The sequence below is a fragment of the Pseudomonas sp. PvP089 genome (assembly GCF_017875165.1).
Classification (GTDB): domain Bacteria; phylum Pseudomonadota; class Gammaproteobacteria; order Pseudomonadales; family Pseudomonadaceae; genus Aquipseudomonas; species Aquipseudomonas fortuita.
The window spans coordinates 5,051,505-5,069,060 of the sequence record NZ_JAGGME010000001.1 but is presented as its reverse complement, the minus strand read 5'-3'; the positions used below and the strand labels follow the sequence as shown (position 1 = coordinate 5,069,060).

Sequence of the window (17,556 nt, the reverse complement as noted above, 5' to 3'; positions counted from 1 at the left end):
TAGCCAACATGTCCGCCGTACTCGACACCCCCGTCGCCATTCGGCGGACAGCCATGGACCTGCTCGCCCGACGCGAGCACGGTCGCGTCGAGCTGACGCGCAAGTTGCGTCAGCGCGGTGCTTCGGATGAGCTGATCGAGCCTGAACTCGACCGGCTTGCCGAAGAAGGGCTGCTTTGTGAAGCCCGCTACCTCGAAAGCTTCATCAGGTACCGTTCCAGCGCTGGCTATGGCCCTTTGCGAATTCGCGAGGAGCTGGGGCAGCGGGGTCTGGCGCGTGCTGATATCGAGCAGGCGTTGCGCGAGAGCGAGGTGGATTGGCGCGAGCGCATGCGTGATGTCTGGCAGCGCAAGTTTGCCGGGCAGCGCCCACAGGATCCGCGCAGCCGCGCCCAGCAAACCCGGTTTCTGGCTTACCGGGGTTTCCCCATGGACATGATCGGCCGCCTGCTCAGCGGGCGTGAGCTCGACGATTACTGACCACTCTGATTGTTTAGTGCCTGTGAGATCGAGCGCCGCCCGCGCGGCGCATCGCGAGCTGCGCTCGCTCCTACGTTTGTTTGGGGCGAGTCATGCCTGTGACAGGCGCGCGCGACCGCCTTGTTTGTACGACACGATATCGCGCCATGCACCGAGGCGTCCGCGCACAAATCCCACAGAAATAACTGGCCCGAAACAAACGTAGGAGCGAGCGCAGCTCGCGATGCGCCGCGTGGGCGGCGCTCGGTCGCGCAGGCGATAAAACTGTCGTGGCGAACGCTTCAACGCCCCGCATCAGCTCACCTTCAACGCCTCCCTAGCTCGCTGCGTGGTATGCATGGGTTGCGGTTTGGCCCAGTTCTCCGACAAGTTGATGAAATCCACCAGCTCGCGCAGCCGGCCCTGGTCCCGGCCAGTGAAGGCAAACGACAGCCGGGTCAGGTGGTTGAAGTTGCCCACTTCATGTTCCGCACTGCTGTCCGCTTGCTGGTGAAACTTGCCACTCAGGCGCAAGTCTGCAAAGCCTTCCTGGATATCAAACAGCGCTGCTTCGCTGAGCGGGTGGTGCATGCGGATCACAAACTGGTTCTTTAGCCAGCGGCTGGAGTGGTAGTTGCTATAGAACTGGTTGATTTCCTCCACGGCCTCATCGGCACTGTGCACCAGGCGCAAGAGCTTCAGGTCGCTGGGCAGGATATAGCGGTTTTCTTCCAGTTGGCGGCTGATGAAGTCCAAACAGTCGCGCCAGAAACTGCCGCCGGGCGAGTCCAGCAGCACCACTGGCACCAAGGGGCTCTTGCCGGTCTGGATCAGCGTCAGTACTTCGAGCGCTTCATCCAGTGTGCCGAAACCGCCCGGGCATAGCACCAGGCCGTCAGCCTCTTTGACGAAGAACAGCTTGCGGATAAAAAAGAAATGGAAGGGCAGCAACTTGTCGGTGCCATCCACGGTCGGGTTCGCGTGTTGCTCGAAGGGCAAAGTGATGTTGAAACCCAGGCTGTGGTCGCTGCCAGCGCCCTCGTGAGCGGCGGCCATGATGCCGCCGCCCGCGCCGGTAATGACCATCAGGTCGGCGCGCGCCAGGGTGGCGCCCAGCTCGCGGGCCAGGGCGTACATCGGGTGCTCCAGCGGGGTGCGCGCCGAGCCGAACACGGTCACCTTGCGCCGGCCCTTGTAGCGCTGCAGCGTGCGGAATGACTGGTCCAGTTCACGCAGGGCCTGCAGGGTGATCTTGGCGCTCCAGCGGTCGCTGTCGTCATGAGCCATGCGCAGGATGGTCAGCATCATGTCGCGATACAGCGGCAGGTTGGGGCTGTCGGGGGCTACCAGTTGCAGTTGTGCGTCGATGTTGCTCAGGTCGATATTGTTGTCGCGGAAGTGGCTGAACAGCAGGTCATTCGCTTGGTAAGGCATGCAACGTCTCCTTCTGCACCAATACCTCTGACCTCAATCTAGACCCTCGGGCCGGTTCGTGCCGGGCTGTTTGGTGCAGCCGCCCGTCGGTATGTGGCCACCGGCAGCAGGGGTTTGGTTAACTGGTGAAGCGAAACGTATCGATGCAGGAGGTGGCGGTATGCATCGCTTGATCATCGAGGTGGACCGGCAGCTCTACCAGCAGCTGGAGGATGCGGCTCAGGTGCATCACTTGAGCCTTGAGGACGAGTGCTGTCGCAGGTTGGCGGGGTTGGAGTGCCAATCGCGCTACTTGCAGGCGTTATTGGCCGAGATGCGCGCCGATGCCGCCGAAGGGCATTGGCGCGCCCGCGAGGACGAGAAGGTGTAGCTTGAACAGCTGTGGTTATTTCTTCTTGTTACCGGCCACGCAGCTGGCATTGTCGAAGGCCTGGTCCATGATCGGCTGGTTGGTCTTGTACACCGTGAAGCGGTAGACCATCACCGCGCCCTTGGACATCAGGTTGCGGAAGCCGCTGTTGCGACAGACGCTGTCGCCCAGCTGGCTGCGTACCTGAGCGGGATTGGCCCGCATGCGCTCGGCGTGGCTCTCGCGTACGCTCAGGTGGTTGACCAGCGCCTTGCCTTCCACCGTGTAGCCTTGGTCGAGGATGTCCTCGTTGATGGCGCGTGGGGTACCGACGCTGCTCTCTTTGGCGACCTTCTGCAATGTCCTGTTCAGGTCGTAATCCTGCTTGGAGGCTGCCTGGGCTGCCAGTGGCAGAGCGAGTAGCAGGCTCAGGGCGGGGACGATAAGGCGCAGCATGAATCTCTCCTGGTTCGATGACTGGCGCTTTGACATGCGCAGGTCTGCAGTGTTCCATAAAACGATACTGTGGCTGCAATTGGGGCCGTGCAAAGTCCCATCGCGGGCAAGCCGGCTCCCGCAGGTGCACGGCAAGCATCGATTATAAGGCGCGCCTTGCCAGCTGCACAGCAAATGCCCCCTGTTCTGGTAAACTGGCCGCCTTGTTTTTTCCGAGCCATCCTTGTGCCCATTTCCAACCTGTCCAAAGGCCTGTCGGCATGAGCCACGCGGTAGCGCGCCTGCGCGCCGAACGCCTGGCCCGCAGCAACAAGCCCTTCATTGCCCGTGGCTCGCGTGCCGAACGCTGCCCGGATTGCCGGGTCATCGCCACCCATTGCCTGTGTGCCTGGAAGCCCAGGGTGCAGGCCGAGTCGGGCGTGTGCCTGCTGATGCACGACACCGAGCCGTTGAAACCCACCAACACCGGCTGGCTGATTGCCGACCTGATCGAAGACACCTGGGCCTTTGGCTGGCTGCGCACCTCGGTCGACGAACGCTTGCTGGCTTTGCTGGACGACCCGACCTGGCAGCCCTATATCGTCTTCCCCGGTGAGTTCGTGGCCGAGCAGCGGGTGGTCAGCGAGGTGGCGCGTGAGCCGGGCAAGCGCCCGCTGTTCATCCTGCTGGATGCCACCTGGACCGAAGCCCGCAAGATGTTCCGCAAAAGCCCGTACCTTGACCGCTTCCCGGTTTTGAGCCTGCAGGCCGAGCAGATGTCGCGCTACCGGCTGCGGCGCTCCAAGCGCGACGATCACTTCTGCACGGCAGAGGTCGCAGCCATGTGCCTGGACCTGGCCGGCGACAGCCAGGCCTCCCAGGCGCTGGATGCCTACCTGGATGTATTCAGCCTGCACTACCTGAGCGGCAAGCGGCGCCTGCCGCTGGATGATCAGGACGATACCCACCAGCGTTTGCATACCTTCCTATAGTCCAAGGGGCACAACCCCTGCTTTGGTTCATAATGACGGGGCTGGCAGCCAGGGTGGGCGAGACGGCAGAGCAATGGCTTGACCGCTCTGGACCGTGCTCGGCATCCTTGGCGCCGATTCCCCGCCGGGCGCTTCTCATACCCCCGAGTGCCTGGCATAGAACAGGATCCTTAGATCGATGGCCACTTACGAAATCCTGATTGCCGATGACCACCCGCTGTTCCGTGGCGCCCTGCGCCAGGCCGTTACCCTTGGCCTGGGCCCGGATGTGCGCCTGGTCGAAGTCGCGAGCATTGCCGAACTGGAAACCCGCCTGAGCGAAAAAGCCGACTGGGACCTGGTGCTGCTGGACTTGAACATGCCGGGTGCTTATGGTTTTTCCGGGCTGGTGCTGCTGCGCGGGCAATACCCGCAGATCCCCGTGGTGATGGTGTCGGCGCAGGAAGAGGCCGCCGTGGTGGTCAAGTCCCGCGAGTTTGGCGCCAGTGGCTTCATTCCCAAGTCCAGCACCCTGGAAGTGATCCAGGAGGCCGTGCGCAAGGTGCTCGATGGCGAGGTCTGGTGGCCGCCGCAGGCGTTCGAAAAGGTCGATGTCTCTGCCGAGGCCAAGGCCGCCAGTGAAGGCCTCGCCAGCCTCACGCCGCAGCAGTTCCGCGTACTGACGATGGTCTGCGAGGGCCTGCTGAACAAGCAGATTGCCTATGAACTGAGTGTCTCCGAAGCCACTATCAAGGCGCATGTGACTGCGATTTTCCGCAAGCTGGGCGTACGTACCCGCACCCAGGCCGCGCTGCTGCTGCAACAACTTGAATCGGTTGCCAGCAACTGACTGCGCGTGGCTTCACGCTTTTTTGACCCGTGCCGGTCTAGTCTGCTGGCCTTTCTGTTGTGAAGTGACTCACATGACATCGCCATTCAAGGGCCAGACCGGCCTGAAACGCATCTTCAACGCCGCCGGCTACTCGCTGGACGGCCTGCGCGCCGCCTTCAAGGGTGAGGCCGCATTCCGCCAGCTGGTGCTGCTCAACGTGCTGCTGATCCCGATCGCCTTCTGGTTGCCGGTCAGCCGTGCGGAGCGGGCGATCATGATCGCGGTGTGCTTGTTGGGGCTGATTGTCGAGTTGTTCAACTCCGCGGTGGAGGCGGCCATCGACCGTATCTCGCTGGAGCGCCACCCGCTGTCGAAAAACGCCAAGGACATGGGCAGCGCCGCGCAACTGGTGGCAATGACCATGGTGGCGCTGGTGTGGGGCGTGATCCTGCTTTAAGCGATCGGCGGCAGCACGATTTCGTCACTGCGGGTATAGCCCGCAGTGAAGTTGCGGCACAGTTCCAGAAACTCGCGCATTGCAGAGGTCTGGTACTTCTGTTTGTGCCAGATGAAGTAGAACTGGCGCATCAGGTCCAGTTCCGGCGTTTCTACCGGTACCAGGCTGCCTCGGCGGAAGGCGTCACGCAGCGCCAGGCGCGAAATACAGCCAATGCCCAGGCCCGATTCCACCGCGCGCTTGATCGCTTCGGTGTGTTCCAGCTCCAGGCGGATGTTGAGGTTGGCGCGGTGATGGCGCATGGCTTGGTCGAAGGTCAGGCGCGTCCCGGAGCCTTGCTCACGTAAAATCCACGCCTCTTGCGACAAACTTTCGATATCGGCACGGCCCAGCTTGGCCAGCGGATGCTGCGGTGCGCAGAACACCACCAGCTCGTCCTCGACCCACGGCTGCACTTCCAGGTCCGGGTGGTTGCAGTCGCCTTCGATCAGACCCAGATCAATTTCGTAGTGCGCGACCTGTTGCACGATGTGCACAGTGTTCTGGACATGCAGTTTGACCTGGCTTTCCGGGTGGGTCTGCATGAAGCTGCCGATCAGCAGGGTGGCCAGGTAGTTGCCGATGGTCAGTGTGGCGCCGACCGCCAGCGAACCGAAGCCGGACTTGCCGTTTAGCAGGTCTTCGATTTCCTTGGCCTGGTCGAGCAGGGCCACGGCTTGTGGCAGCAGTTGATGTCCCAAGGCGTTCAGGGCCAGGCGCTTGCCGGCACGGTCGAACAACTGGCAGCTCGATTGCCGCTCCAGCTCGGTGATGGAAGTGCTGGCGGCCGACTGCGACAACGCCAGCAGGCTAGCGGCCCGAGAGACGCTTTGATGCTGTGCGACGGCGACGAAGACCTGCAGTTGACGAAGTGTGAATCGCATATCTATATAACCGATAACACATATCTTGATAATTCAGTTAACAGATATTGTCGCTGCCCCTAAACTATCGCGCAACTGCGCGTTTTGCGCGCCGCGTTTTTCTTCAGGAGCCCCATCGATGAGCAACATGAACCACGAACGTGTCCTCAGTGTGCACCACTGGAACGACACCCTGTTCAGCTTCAAGTGCACCCGCGACCCGGGGCTGCGCTTCGAGAACGGTCAGTTCGTGATGATCGGCCTTCAACAGGAAAGCGGCCGTCCGCTCATGCGTGCCTATTCCATCGCTTCGCCGAACTGGGAAGAGCACCTGGAGTTCTTCAGCATCAAGGTGCCGGATGGCCCGCTGACTTCGCAGCTGCAGCACCTGAAGGAAGGCGATGAGATCATCATCAGCAAGAAGCCTACCGGTACCCTGGTGCTGGACGACCTGAACCCGGGCAAGCACCTGTACCTGCTGAGCACCGGCACTGGCCTGGCGCCGTTCATGAGCGTGATCCAGGACCCGGAAACCTATGAGCGCTTCGAAAAAGTGATCCTGGTGCATGGTGTGCGTTACGTGAACGAAGTGGCCTACCGCGAGTTCATTACCGAGCACCTGCCGCAGAACGAGTTCTTCGGTGAGTCGGTTCGCGAAAAGCTGATCTACTACCCGACTGTGACCCGCGAGCCGTTCGAGAACCAGGGCCGTCTGACCGACCTGATGCGCAGCGGCAAGCTGTTCAGCGACATCGGTCTGCCACCGATCAATCCGCAGGACGACCGTGCGATGATCTGCGGCAGCCCGAGCATGCTCGACGAGACCAGTGAAGTGCTGGACAGCTTCGGCCTGAAAGTCTCCGCCCGCATGCGTGAGCCGGGTGACTACCTGATCGAGCGTGCCTTCGTCGAGAAGTAAGGCGCAGGCTGGTACAGGAAGGCGACCCCCGGGTCGCCTTTCTTATGCCTGAAAGTTGTATATGGGCTGCACCGGCCCTTTCGCGGGGCAAGCCCGCTCCCCCAGGGATGCTACTGGGGCTGTGCGAATGGTGACCCTGTTGGCGCGGGCTTGCCCCGCGAAGAGGCCCGCACAGGCCGTGCACAATCTATTCGACGCGAGTTTCACCGCTATACACCAGAATCTCCCGGCAGCGTTTGCACAGGTACCGCCGCCCCTGGCGCACCAGCTTGTGCCGCTGGGCGGTAAACGGGAAATCACCCTGTGGGCACGGGCAGCGGTAGATGTAGCGGGTTACCACACGCCGTTGCACTTCATAGTTGTGGCAACGGTTGGGTGGCAGTTCATACACCCCGCGCATGATCAACTGCCATTCTTCGCCATGGGCCTGGATGCGGTCGCCAAACAACTGGTGGGCCACCAGGTGCGCCACTTCGTGGGCAACGGTCTGGCGCAGGAAGTCTTCCTGGTTTTCCCGGTAGAGCTGCAGGTTGAAGCGCAGCAGGTTCTCGTGCAGGTGGGCGACGCCGGCTTTTTGCCCGCGCAGCTTGAAGCTGACTTCCGGGCGCGAGAAGGGGCGTTTGAAAAAGGTTTCGGCTTGCTGGTAACAGGTTTCGACGCGTTGTCTGAGCAGCTCGGGCATGGTGGGGCGGTTCTCCTGACCGGGCATTATGCCGCAAGCACTGGCGGGCTGCCGAGCCACCGGTCAGCGCACAGCCAGGGGCCGCCTTGCGGCGGCCCCTGGTTGATGCCCCAGTGTTGGTTGAGTCTGTTCTAGTTGGTGTAGACGGGCCCCACGCCCAGTCCCCAGATGATGACCGTGGCAGCCATGATCGCCACCAGCACCACAAGGCCCACCGCCAGCACGGAGCTGGAGAACAGGAAGCCTTCGTCGGACGGAATATTCATGAACGTCGGCAGGCCGACATACAGCAGGTACACCGTGTAGCAGATGGCGGCAGTGCCGATCAGCATCCCCAGCCACAGGTGCGGGTACAGCGCCGCCAGGCCACCGATGAACAGCGGTGTGGCGGTGTAGGTGGCAAAGGCGATGCACTGCGCCATGGACGGGTTGGCATCGTAGGTGCGGGCCATCCAGTGGATGAATGCGCCCATTACCGCCACCCCGGCGAGCATGGCCAGGTACGACATGATGCTCATCCAGATGGCACTTTCCATGGTCAGCATCACCGCCGGCCGGTCACCGATGACCCAGCCCACCTGGGTAGTGCCGATGAAGGCCGAAATGGCAGGGATGGCTGCCAGGATCAGGGTGTGCGTCAGGTACATGTGGCTGATGGTTTCTTCTTCGCCACGAATTTCCCGCCATTCCTGATCGGGATGGGTAAACAGCCCCACAACGTGATGAATCATGCCGATCACTCCTCTCAATGTTGCCAAACGCCCCCCAAATGGAGCGCAAGCGGCCCGAGGCCCGAACACCGATGCAAGCGGTAATGTGGCCTTATGTCGCAGTATAGGAAGCGGTTACCGGCACGAACCGTGCTTTTTAGAGCAAATTGCGCTGTCAGTGGGGCTGTTGATTACATCGAAGTCTTTATCGGAATGCCTACAGCGATGCTGCGTTTGTGCGTAAAATAGCCGGCTTTTGTCACACCTCGCGGATCCAAGCGCTATGGGCACCCTCTCGGTCAACCAGAACAAACTGCAAAAACGCCTGCGTCGTCTCGCCGGCGAAGCCATCACCGACTTCAACATGATCGAGGATGGCGACAAGGTCATGGTCTGCCTGTCCGGCGGCAAGGACAGCTACACCATGCTCGACGTTCTGTTGCACCTGCAGAAGGTGGCACCGATCACGTTCGAGATCGTCGCGGTGAACATGGACCAGAAACAGCCGGGCTTTCCAGAGCACGTGCTGCCGGCTTACCTCAAAGAGCTGGGCGTCGAATACCACATCGTCGAGAAAGACACCTATTCGGTGGTCAAGGAACTGGTGCCCGAGGGCAAGACCACGTGCTCGCTGTGCTCGCGCCTGCGCCGTGGCACCTTGTATACCTTTGCCGACGAAATCGGCGCAACCAAGATGGCGCTGGGGCACCACCGCGACGACATCGTCGAAACCTTCTTCCTCAACATGTTCTTCAATGGCGCGCTCAAGGGCATGCCGCCGAAGCTGCGCGCCGACGATGGCCGCAACGTGGTGATCCGCCCGCTGGCCTACTGCAGCGAGAAGGACATCCAGGCCTACTCGGACATGAAGCAATTCCCGATCATCCCGTGCAACCTGTGCGGCTCGCAGGAAAACCTGCAGCGCCAGGTGGTCAAGGACATGCTGGTGGAGTGGGAGCGCAAGCACCCGGGCCGTACCGAAAGCATCTTCCGTGCCCTGCAGAACGTGGCGCCGTCGCAACTGGCCGACCGCAACCTGTTCGACTTCACCAGCCTGAAAATCGACGAGAACGCCACGCCGCGTTTCCTCGACGTGCTGAACATCTGAGCCGATGCGCGACTATCAGTGGTTGCATGAGTACTGCCTGAACCGCTTTGGCTCGGCCCAGGCGCTGGAGGCCTTTCTGCCGCAGCCGCGCACGTCGGCGCAGCTGCGCGGCATCAGCGACGACCGCTACCTGTCGACCCTGGCGCTGCGCGTGTTCCGCGCCGGGCTCAAGCACAGCCTGGTGGATGCCAAGTGGCCAGTGTTCGAGCAGGTGTTTTTCGGTTTCGACCCGGAGAAGGTGGTGCTGATGGGCGCCGAGCACCTGGAGCGGCTGATGCAAGACGAGCGCATCATTCGCCACCTGGGCAAGCTCAAGAGCGTGCCGCGCAATGCGCAGATGATCCTCGACGTGACGAAGGAGAAGGGCAGCTTTGGCGCCTTCATCGCCGACTGGCCGGTGACCGACATTGTCGGCTTGTGGAAGTACCTGGCCAAGCACGGCAACCAGCTGGGTGGGCTGTCGGCGCCGCGTTTCCTGCGTATGGTTGGCAAGGACACCTTTATCCCCACCGATGACATGGCGGCGGCGTTGATTGCACAGAAGGTGATCGACAAGCAGCCGACCAGTCAACGCGACCTGGCCTTGGTGCAACAGGCGTTCAACCAGTGGCATGCAGAGAGTGGGCGGCCGCTGTGCCAGTTGTCGGTGATGCTGGCGCATACCGTCAACCATTGAGATTTGTGTTGGCCTTTTCGCGGGCATGCCCGCTCCCACAGGTCCAGCGCAGGCCTCAAGTGTGGCGCGATCCCTGTGGGAGCGGGCGAGCCCGCGAAAAATTCAACTCCCTTCGCCCGCCATGCGCCGCTCATGCTGGAACTTCCAGCGCACATACAGCAGCCCGGCAATGAACAACCCCAGGCTCAGCAACACTTCAAGCCAGCCAAAAATCGCCCGCGTCGGGTCAAATGCCGCCAGCACGCCCTTGATGAAATAGATATTCACCACGAAACAGGCCCAGGCATGTGCCCGGGCGCTGCCTGTCAGCATGCCCGGCAACAGCAGCAGTAGCGGCACCAGCTCGATCGCCAGAATCACCCCGACCCGTGCCCCATGCAGGTTGGCAAACCACAGGTTGTTCACCACCAGCAGGGCGATGAGGCCGAAGAAGAACGCCAGGCTCAAGGCCCGTGTCAGGCGCAGGCGCGGTGCCAGCCATTCCAGCGGCGGCAACACCTTGGGCTTTTTAGCCACGCGCGGCCTCCAGGGCTTTGGCTGTGGTGGCCAGGCGTTGGCCCAAGGCACGACACAGGGCGGTCTCGTGCTGGTCAAGTTCGCGTTTGCCATCTGCACCTGCATGGTGGCTGGCGCCGTAAGGCGTGCCGCCGCCGCGGGTTTCCAGCAAGGCCGACTCGCTGTACGGCAGGCCCATCACCAGCATGCCGTGGTGCATCAATGGCAGCATCATCGACAGCAGGGTAGTTTCCTGACCGCCGTGCAGGCTGGCGGTAGAGGTGAACACACCCGCCGGCTTGCCGACCAGTTCACCACCCAGCCACAGGCTGCTGGTGCCATCCAGGAAGTACTTCAGCGGCGCCGCCATGTTGCCGAAGCGGGTCGGGCTGCCCAGTACCAGGCCGGCGCAGTGGCGCAGGTCGTCCAGGGTGGCGTACAGCGCCCCGCTGGCCGGGATGTCCGGGGCCACCGCTTCACATTCGGTAGAAATAGCGGGCACTGTGCGCAGGCGCGCCTCCATGCCGGCCAGTTCGATGCCGCGGGCAATATGCCGGGCCATTTCACTGGTCGACCCATGGCGGCTGTAATACAGCACCAGGATGTAGGGGGCGCTCACGGCAGGATCTCCAGCACTTTTTCCGGTGGGCGGCCTACCACGGCCTTGTCGCCGGCAACCAGAATCGGCCGTTCGATCAGTTTGGGGTGCTGGGCCATGGCCTCGATCAGCTGCGCGTCGGTCATTGCCGGGTCGGCCAGGTTCAGCGCTTTGTATTCGTCCTCGCCAGTACGCAGCAATTGGCGTGGGGCGATGCCCAGCTTGTCGAGCAGTGCCTTGAGGGTGGCCACGTCGGGCGGGGTTTCCAGATAGCGCACGATGGTCGGTGCCAGCCCGCGGGCTTCGAGCAGTTCCAGCGCGCCGCGGGATTTCGAGCAGCGCGGGTTATGATAAAGCGTGAGGTCAGTCATGTCGGGTCGCATCCAGCTGGGTGTGGCGGCTATTCTAACCGCAGCGACTGACCAATTTGCTTTAAAACTCGAGAAGGATTGACCCATGGCAAGGCGTCTGGCAGCAGTACTGGCCATCACCGCGAGCCTGTTGCTCGGTGGTTGCGGTGCCGATTATGGCGTGGACCAACACGGTAATACGGTTAAGGCCGAACAGATCGAAGGGCACTGGCTGGTGCTCAACTATTGGGCCGAATGGTGCGGGCCGTGCCGTACCGAAATCCCGGAATTGAACGCGGCGGCCAAGCAGTGGGCGGCCGATGGCATCAAGGTGGTGGGGGTGAACTTCGATGGCTTGCAAGGGCAGGACCTGAAACAGGCCGCTGAAACCCTGGGCATCGGTTTTACCGTACTGGCCCAGGACCCGGCCGAGCGTTATGACCTGCCCCGCAGCGAGGCGCTGCCGGTGACCTACATCATCGATGACAAGGGCAAGGTGCGTGAGCAGTTGATGGGCGAGCAGACCCTGGAAGGGCTGCAGGCCAAGATCAAGGCCCTGAAAGGCGCCTGATGCAGTTGGGGCCGCAAAGCGGCCCCGGCAATCCTCAGCCTTCCTCAGGCCAGAACCGCAGTGGCTTGCCTTCGGCGGGCCAGAAGCGCATCTGCTCCACCGGCGACACATCCCAGCGCTCTACCGTTTCCAGCGCCTGCAAAAAGCGCTTTTCCTGCTCCATCAACGCCGGTACGCACAGCTTGCGGGTCTTGCCGACCTTGCCGAAGCTCAGGCGCTCACCCTCCAGCGTATACGGCGCAAACCAGTGGTTGCAGCCGGCATTGCCATAGGCGCGGCCGTCGCTGGCCAGGGTCAGGGTCAGGTGGCTGTAGTCGATCAGCGGGCGTTCGCCAATCCACTCCAGCACGTAGCTGCGCTCCTGTTGCAGTTTTGAAGGTTGTGCGGCGCAGCCGAGCAGGCTGGTGGTAATCAGCACGCCGGTCAGCAGATTTTTCACTCGGCGCTCTCCTGGCAACGCGGGCACAGGTGTTTTTCGCCACGGCTGGCCCAGCCCAGTTCGGCGATACGTGCGTTGGCGGCGGGCTGGCGGGCTTTCTTGCCCAGCTTGGCGTCCACGGCAAATTCGAAATCCAGCACGGCGTCGCAGCTGTCGCACTCGACCTGCCAGGTGAGGATTTCCAGTTCGTTGAACACGGGCCCGCTGGCCACGGCAACCCACTGGCCGCGCGGGTTGATCAGGTGGCGCACGCTGTCCACGGTCAGTCGCATGGACAAGTCCTTGCTGCCCTTGAGGGTCACCAGCAGGGTGTCGCCTTTGTGCATCGAACCGCCGTTGCCGGTGACCTGATAGCGGCCCGGCACCAGTGCACGGCACTCGATCAGGGTGTGTTGCGGGTTGAAAAGGGTGTAGCGGAAATCGTGCTCGACCATGGGTCCTCCAGAAATGCCGCGTATCCTAGCACTAACCCATGACCAGATTCTGTGGATTGCCTGCCGCCCAGCGGTTGATGTTGTCCAGCGTGGTGGCGGCAATGGCGTCCAGCGCTTCGCGGGTAAGGAAGGCCTGATGGGCAGTGATGATCACGTTGGGGAAGGTCAGCAGGCGGGCCAGTACATCGTCCTGCAGGGGCAGGTCGGAGCGGTCCTCGAAGAACAGCTGGGCTTCTTCTTCGTAGACGTCCAGGCCCAGGTAGCCAAGCTGGCCGCTTTTCAGCGCGTCGATCAGTGCCGGGGTATCGACCAGTGCGCCACGCCCCGTGTTGATCAGCATGGCGCCGTGCTGCAGTTGCGCCAGGCTTTGTGCATTGATCAAATGCCGGGTGTGCTCGGTCAGCGGGCAGTGCAGGCTGATGATACGGGCTTCGCGCAACAGCTCGGGCAAGGTCAGGTAGCGCGCGCCGAGGGCCAGCAGCTCTGGGTTGGGGTAGGGGTCGTAGGCCAGCAGCTGGCAGCCGAAGCCAGCCATGATACGGGCGAAGGCGGCACCGATCTGGCCGGTGCCGACCACACCGACGGTTTTGCCGTGCAGGTCGAAACCGGTCAGCCCGTGCAGGGTGAAGTCGCCTTCGCGGGTGCGGTTGTAGGCCCGGTGCAGGCGCCGGTTGAGGGCCAGGATCAGTGCCACGGCGTGTTCGGCCACAGCGTGCGGCGAGTAGGCCGGCACGCGCACCACGGCAAGGCCCAGGCGCTGGGCAGCGGCCAGGTCGACATGGTTGTAGCCGGCCGAACGCAGGGCGATCAGGCGTGTGCCGCCTTCGGCCAGGCGCTGGAGCACCGAGGCGTCGAGTTCATCATTGATGAAGGCGCAAACGGCTTCGTAGCCGCTAGCCAGGGCAGCGGTGTCGAGGGTCAGGCGGGCGGGCTGGAAATGCAGCTCCAGCGCGCTGCCGCTGGCGGCCCGGGTGAAACTTTCCTGGTCGTAATGCTGGCTACTGAACAACAGGACGCGCATGGTCAGGCTCCTCCTACAAATGCTGCGTAGGCCACAGCAACGGCCATGCACTCAATCTGGCCTGCGCCGCTAGCCGGCTGATCGCACCGTCCAGCTCATCCAGCGCTTGCTGTGCCTGTGGGTGGTCCTGCTTGAGCAGGGTTTCGCTGCGCTGACAGGCTGCGCGCAGCTGTGGCACACCACAATAGCGCGAGGCACCGTTAAGGCGGTGTACCTGTTCTATCAGGGCATTGCGGTCGTCTGCCTCGCGGGCGGCGCGTATGGCATCGCGGTCGGCGTCCAGCGAGGACAGCAGCATGCTCAGCATGTCGGCCGCCAGGTCCGCCTTGCCTGCCGCCAGGCGAAGGCCTTCTTCGGGGTCGAGCACCTTCAGGTCATCACTGCTGGCCAATGGCTCTGTCTGCGCCTGTTGCGGCACGCCCAGGCTCAAACCAGTCCACTTCATCACCACTTGCGCCAGTTGCCGCTCGCTGATCGGCTTGGTCAGGTAGTCGTCCATGCCAGCGTGCAGCAGTGCGCGCTTTTCGTTGGCCATGGCATGGGCGGTGAGGGCGACGATTGGCAAAGGGTTACTACTTTGGGTGTTTTCCCAAAGGCGGATCTGCTCGGTGCAGGCGCGGCCATCCATGCCGGGCATCTGCACGTCCATCAGCACCAGATCGAACGGCTCGTCCTGCACGGCCTCCACCGCTGCATAGCCGTTGTCCACGGCCAGCACCTGGGCGCCCAGGTCCTCGAGCAGGGTTTGCACAAGCAGCAGGTTGGCGGCGTTGTCGTCGACGCAGAGAACCTTCGGCTGGCGCTGGCCATTGATGTTGTGCGCCTCGCTCTGTGGACGGCGCGGTTGCACCAGTTCCATCAGCAGACGGCGCAGTTTGCGGGTGCAGGTGGGCTTGGACAGCAACTGGCCATGGCCGTTGGGCAGGTAGGGGTGATAAAGCGCCTGCTCGGTGGTGGGGCACAGCACCACGCACTGGCAATGGTAACGCTCAAGTTGCTGGTGATAGTGGCCCAGTTGTTCGGGCGACAGGTTGCCCATGTTCGCCCCGAGCACGGCGAACTCGAACGGCAGGCCGGCCTGGCTGGCGGCCTGTACCGCCTGCAGCAACTGCTCGTAGGAGGCGAACAGGCTGACGCTGAGGCCGCAGTCCTCCAGCTGGTGTTCCAAGGCCTGGCGCGCCAGCTCGTGGCCGTCGACGATGGCTGCGCGGCGGCCCAGCAGCGGCTGCAACGGCTGCTCCTCGAGGTCGTCGTGGGCTTTTGGCAGGTTGAGGCTGATCCAGAACTGCGACCCCTCGCCCGGGGTACTGTCGACACCGATTTCGCCACCCATCTGCTCGATCAGGCGCTTGGAAATTACCAGCCCCAGCCCCGTGCCACCGGGTTGGCGGGCCAGCGAGTTGTCCGCCTGGCTGAAGGCCTGGAACAGCGTGCGCACTTCCTGCGGTGACAAACCGATACCCGTGTCCTGCACGCTGATGCGCAGCTGCGCGCTGTCCTCGTGCTCGTCTTCGAGCATGGCGCGCACGACGATGGTGCCTTCGCGGGTGAACTTGATGGCGTTGCTGACGAGGTTGGTGAGGATCTGCTTGAGCCGCAAGGGGTCGCCGATCAGCGAAGAAGGGGTGTCGCGGTAGATCAGGCTGAGCAATTCCAGCTGCTTGGCGTGGGCGGCCGGGGCGAGGATGGTCAAGGTGTCCTGGATCAGGTCGCGCAGGTTGAAAGGAATGCTGTCGAGCACCAGCTTGCCGGCCTCGATCTTGGAGAAATCGAGGATTTCGTTGATGATCCCCAGCAGGTTGTCGGCTGACTTCTCGATGGTGTTCAGGTAGTCCAGCTGGCGTGGCGTCAGCTCGCTTTTCTGCAGCAGATGGGTAAAGCCCAGGATGCCGTTGAGCGGCGTGCGGATTTCGTGGCTCATGTTGGCCAGGAACTCCGACTTGATGCGGCTGGCCTCAAGGGCCTCTTTGCGCGCCATGTCCAGTTCGATGTTCTGGATTTCGATGGTTTCCAGGTTCTGGCGCACGTCTTCAGTGGCCTGATCGATGCTGTGCTGCAGTTCTTCGTGAGCGTTTTGCAGGGTTTCGGCCATGCGGTTGATGCCACGGGCCAGCTCGTCCAGCTCGTGGCTGCCCATGGTCGGCAGGCGTTCTTCGAGGTGGCCGTCCTTGAGTTGGTTGACCGCGTGTTTGATGCGCTCGATGGGGTCGTTGATGGTGCGGCTCATGCGCAGCGCCAGCAGGCCGCTGAGTACCAGGCAGGCGAGGATCAGCAGCAGGCTGGTGAACAGGTTGCGGTAGCCGCGCAGCAGGGTGCCGTCGTGCGACAGCTCGATCTCGACCCAGCCTAGCAGGCGCTCGGCTTCGGCCGGCACGGCATCGGTGGCGAGGTCGCGGTGGTGGCCGAACACGGGCATCAGGTAGCGGGTGGCGTCATTGCCGCTGCGTTGCAGCAGTTGCGTGCCAGTGCCTCCGCTGGGCGGCTGGTTGAGCATGCTCGGGCCCGCGTGGGCCAGGCGCGTGCGGTCCGGGGCCAGGAATGCGACTGCGCGCACATCGGCCTGTTCCAGGGTCTGCGCGGCGATGCGCTCCAGCTGTGCGGGCGCAAGCCGGGCCATGGCGGGTGCAGCCAACGGCGCCAGCTGCTCGGCGATCATCTTGCCGCGTTGCAGCAACTGGGTACGCAGGTCGTTCTGTTGCAGCCAGGTAAAGTAACTGCCGAGCACCAGGGCCATCAGAGCGGCCGGCAGCAGGGCCAGCAGCAGGACCCGGCTGCGGATTCCCAAACGATCGAGCACACTCGCCTCCTGTCATGTGCCTGGACGCCGTCAAGCGATGACGGCCAAGCCGGGAAGTTACTCCGCCTGCAGCGCTATTGCACCTCTTTAGTCGCTGTTTTGCACCATTGCCGGGGCATTGGTCACAGGGCGGTTGCCTGGCGGGTATTGGATGCTCAATAATCGCGCAATTGAGAATGCATGGCAGTTGCCAATGAATCCTGTAGCTATTTACAACTCCAACATCCTCGCCATCGAGGACGACCCGGTTCTGGGTGCCTATCTCCACGAAGAGCTGCAACGCGGCGGCTTCCAGGTAACCTGGTGCCGAAATGGGCTGGAGGGGCTGGAAACGGCGGGTCGCCAGGTTTTCGATGTGGTGCTCATGGATATTTTGCTGCCCGGGTTGAACGGCCTGGATGCCTTGGCGCAATTGCGCAAGCGCAGCGCGACGCCGGTGATCCTGATGTCGGCGCTAGGTGCCGAGGCTGACCGCATCAGCGGCTTCCAGCGCGGGGCCGACGATTACCTACCCAAGCCGTTCAGCATGGCCGAGCTGCAGGTGCGCATCGAGGCAATCTTGCGCCGGGTGGCGCTGGAGCGCCGTCACCAAGCCCCGCTGGAGCATGCCGCCTGCGGCGAGCTGCAGTTTGACGAGGGCTTGTGTGACGTACGCCTGGACGGTCGCCTGGCGGGCCTGACCCCCAGTGAATACCGCCTGTTCGACATCCTGAACCGCAACTTCGATGATGTCCTGAGCAAGCCATTCCTGTACCAGCAGGTGTTGCAGCGTGGCTATTCGCGGCATGACCGCAGCCTGGACATGCACGTCAGCCAGATCCGCCGCAAGCTCAAGGGCATTGGCTATCACGAACGGCAGATCCGAACCGTGTGGGGCAAGGGTTATGTCCTCAGCGCCAGCGAGGCGGAGTGATCCCC

At 62.7% G+C, this 17,556-nt stretch carries 22 protein-coding genes; 10 read left to right on the top strand and 12 right to left on the bottom strand.

The features are described 5' to 3' along the window. Window positions 1-8 precede the first annotated feature (8 nt). Window positions 9-479, top strand: coding sequence for a recombination regulator RecX (recX, locus tag J3A71_RS23140; protein ID WP_016485238.1), 471 nt, complete (start codon window positions 9-11; stop codon window positions 477-479). Window positions 480-773: 294 nt separating this feature from the next. Here the strand turns inward: recX and J3A71_RS23135 are convergent, their stop codons facing one another. After that, window positions 774-1,892 carry an LOG family protein gene (locus tag J3A71_RS23135; RefSeq protein ID WP_016485239.1) on the bottom strand — a complete coding sequence of 373 codons (1,119 nt, stop codon included), beginning with the start codon at window positions 1,890-1,892 and terminating at the stop codon, window positions 774-776. Window positions 1,893-2,052: 160 nt separating this feature from the next. On the opposite strand from J3A71_RS23135, the gene J3A71_RS23130 reads away from it, so the two are divergent. Beyond that, a complete protein-coding gene (locus J3A71_RS23130; RefSeq protein WP_016485240.1) occupies window positions 2,053-2,262 on the top strand; it encodes a hypothetical protein in 210 nt (69 codons plus the stop codon). Window positions 2,263-2,277: 15 nt separating this feature from the next. On the opposite strand, the gene J3A71_RS23125 is transcribed toward J3A71_RS23130, so the two are convergent. Then, on the bottom strand, window positions 2,278-2,697 hold the full coding sequence (locus J3A71_RS23125) for a quorum-sensing-regulated virulence factor family protein (RefSeq protein ID WP_016485241.1): 420 nt from the start codon (window positions 2,695-2,697) through the stop codon (window positions 2,278-2,280). Window positions 2,698-2,957: 260 nt separating this feature from the next. Here J3A71_RS23125 and J3A71_RS23120 point away from each other — a divergent pair, with 260 nt between their 5' ends. From J3A71_RS23120 to J3A71_RS23110, 3 genes are all read left to right on the top strand, one after another. Continuing rightward, window positions 2,958-3,668, top strand: a complete 711-nt coding sequence (locus J3A71_RS23120; RefSeq protein WP_016485242.1) for a tRNA-uridine aminocarboxypropyltransferase — start codon at window positions 2,958-2,960, stop codon at window positions 3,666-3,668. Between the two features lie 178 nt (window positions 3,669-3,846). Further along, complete coding sequence (gene erdR, locus J3A71_RS23115) at window positions 3,847-4,497, top strand: response regulator transcription factor ErdR (protein ID WP_016485243.1); 651 nt, start codon at window positions 3,847-3,849, stop codon at window positions 4,495-4,497. 73 nt (window positions 4,498-4,570) lie between these two features. Next, window positions 4,571-4,936: a diacylglycerol kinase gene (locus J3A71_RS23110; RefSeq protein WP_016485244.1), complete on the top strand. Its 366-nt coding sequence runs from the start codon at window positions 4,571-4,573 to the stop codon at window positions 4,934-4,936. Here J3A71_RS23110 and finR read toward each other — a convergent pair. Next, a complete protein-coding gene (gene finR / locus J3A71_RS23105; protein WP_016485245.1) occupies window positions 4,933-5,859 on the bottom strand; it encodes a LysR family transcriptional regulator FinR in 927 nt (308 codons plus the stop codon). The two genes, J3A71_RS23110 and finR, sit on opposite strands and share 4 nt — an antisense overlap. A gap of 118 nt (window positions 5,860-5,977) precedes the next feature. On the opposite strand from finR, the gene fpr reads away from it, so the two are divergent. Next, on the top strand, window positions 5,978-6,757 hold the full coding sequence (gene fpr / locus J3A71_RS23100) for a ferredoxin-NADP reductase (protein WP_012270923.1): 780 nt from the start codon (window positions 5,978-5,980) through the stop codon (window positions 6,755-6,757). A 187-nt stretch (window positions 6,758-6,944) separates the two neighbouring features. Here fpr and J3A71_RS23095 read toward each other — a convergent pair whose 3' ends face one another. Together J3A71_RS23095 and J3A71_RS23090 are read right to left on the bottom strand one after the other, a co-directional pair. Continuing rightward, a complete protein-coding gene (locus tag J3A71_RS23095) occupies window positions 6,945-7,439 on the bottom strand; it encodes a SprT family zinc-dependent metalloprotease (RefSeq protein ID WP_016485246.1) in 495 nt (164 codons plus the stop codon). Between the two features lie 131 nt (window positions 7,440-7,570). Beyond that, window positions 7,571-8,170 (bottom strand): Yip1 family protein, encoded by a 600-nt coding sequence (locus J3A71_RS23090; protein ID WP_012270925.1) that lies wholly within the window; start codon window positions 8,168-8,170, stop codon window positions 7,571-7,573. Window positions 8,171-8,432: 262 nt separating this feature from the next. Between J3A71_RS23090 and ttcA the strand changes: the two genes are divergently transcribed. Together ttcA and J3A71_RS23080 are read left to right on the top strand one after the other, a co-directional pair. Beyond that, a complete protein-coding gene (gene ttcA, locus J3A71_RS23085) occupies window positions 8,433-9,257 on the top strand; it encodes a tRNA 2-thiocytidine(32) synthetase TtcA (protein WP_016485247.1) in 825 nt (274 codons plus the stop codon). 4 nt (window positions 9,258-9,261) lie between these two features. Continuing rightward, the gene (locus J3A71_RS23080) at window positions 9,262-9,933 is read left to right on the top strand and encodes a DNA-3-methyladenine glycosylase I (RefSeq protein WP_016485248.1); all 672 of its coding nucleotides are present in this window, start codon (window positions 9,262-9,264) and stop codon (window positions 9,931-9,933) included. 102 nt (window positions 9,934-10,035) lie between these two features. On the opposite strand, the gene J3A71_RS23075 is transcribed toward J3A71_RS23080, so the two are convergent. From J3A71_RS23075 to arsC, 3 genes are read right to left on the bottom strand one after another with little or no spacing between them, the layout of a single operon-like run. After that, window positions 10,036-10,449: a DUF2069 domain-containing protein gene (locus J3A71_RS23075; RefSeq protein WP_060519597.1), complete on the bottom strand. Its 414-nt coding sequence runs from the start codon at window positions 10,447-10,449 to the stop codon at window positions 10,036-10,038. Continuing rightward, entirely contained in the window at window positions 10,442-11,047 is a 606-nt protein-coding gene (gene wrbA / locus J3A71_RS23070) for an NAD(P)H:quinone oxidoreductase (RefSeq protein ID WP_060519595.1), read from the bottom strand. The genes J3A71_RS23075 and wrbA overlap by 8 nt, the downstream gene beginning before the upstream one ends. Then, window positions 11,044-11,397 (bottom strand): arsenate reductase (glutaredoxin), encoded by a 354-nt coding sequence (gene arsC, locus J3A71_RS23065; RefSeq protein ID WP_060519594.1) that lies wholly within the window; start codon window positions 11,395-11,397, stop codon window positions 11,044-11,046. The genes wrbA and arsC overlap by 4 nt, the downstream gene beginning before the upstream one ends. A gap of 85 nt (window positions 11,398-11,482) precedes the next feature. Here arsC and J3A71_RS23060 point away from each other — a divergent pair, with 85 nt between their 5' ends. Then, complete coding sequence (locus J3A71_RS23060; RefSeq protein ID WP_023047672.1) at window positions 11,483-11,947, top strand: TlpA disulfide reductase family protein; 465 nt, start codon at window positions 11,483-11,485, stop codon at window positions 11,945-11,947. Between the two features lie 34 nt (window positions 11,948-11,981). Here the strand turns inward: J3A71_RS23060 and J3A71_RS23055 are convergent, their stop codons facing one another. The 4 genes from J3A71_RS23055 to J3A71_RS23040 are packed head-to-tail and all read right to left on the bottom strand — an operon-like array spanning window position 11,982 to window position 16,638. Further along, window positions 11,982-12,386 (bottom strand): META domain-containing protein, encoded by a 405-nt coding sequence (locus J3A71_RS23055; RefSeq protein ID WP_209953322.1) that lies wholly within the window; start codon window positions 12,384-12,386, stop codon window positions 11,982-11,984. Next, window positions 12,383-12,820 (bottom strand): hypothetical protein, encoded by a 438-nt coding sequence (locus J3A71_RS23050; protein ID WP_096425701.1) that lies wholly within the window; start codon window positions 12,818-12,820, stop codon window positions 12,383-12,385. The genes J3A71_RS23055 and J3A71_RS23050 overlap by 4 nt, the downstream gene beginning before the upstream one ends. Window positions 12,821-12,851: 31 nt before the next feature. After that, entirely contained in the window at window positions 12,852-13,841 is a 990-nt protein-coding gene (locus J3A71_RS23045; RefSeq protein ID WP_016485255.1) for a 2-hydroxyacid dehydrogenase, read from the bottom strand. 13 nt (window positions 13,842-13,854) lie between these two features. Next, complete coding sequence (locus tag J3A71_RS23040) at window positions 13,855-16,638, bottom strand: response regulator (protein ID WP_016485256.1); 2,784 nt, start codon at window positions 16,636-16,638, stop codon at window positions 13,855-13,857. Between the two features lie 193 nt (window positions 16,639-16,831). On the opposite strand from J3A71_RS23040, the gene J3A71_RS23035 reads away from it, so the two are divergent. After that, window positions 16,832-17,551 carry a response regulator transcription factor gene (locus J3A71_RS23035; RefSeq protein ID WP_016485257.1) on the top strand — a complete coding sequence of 240 codons (720 nt, stop codon included), beginning with the start codon at window positions 16,832-16,834 and terminating at the stop codon, window positions 17,549-17,551. Window positions 17,552-17,556: the final 5 nt, after the last annotated feature.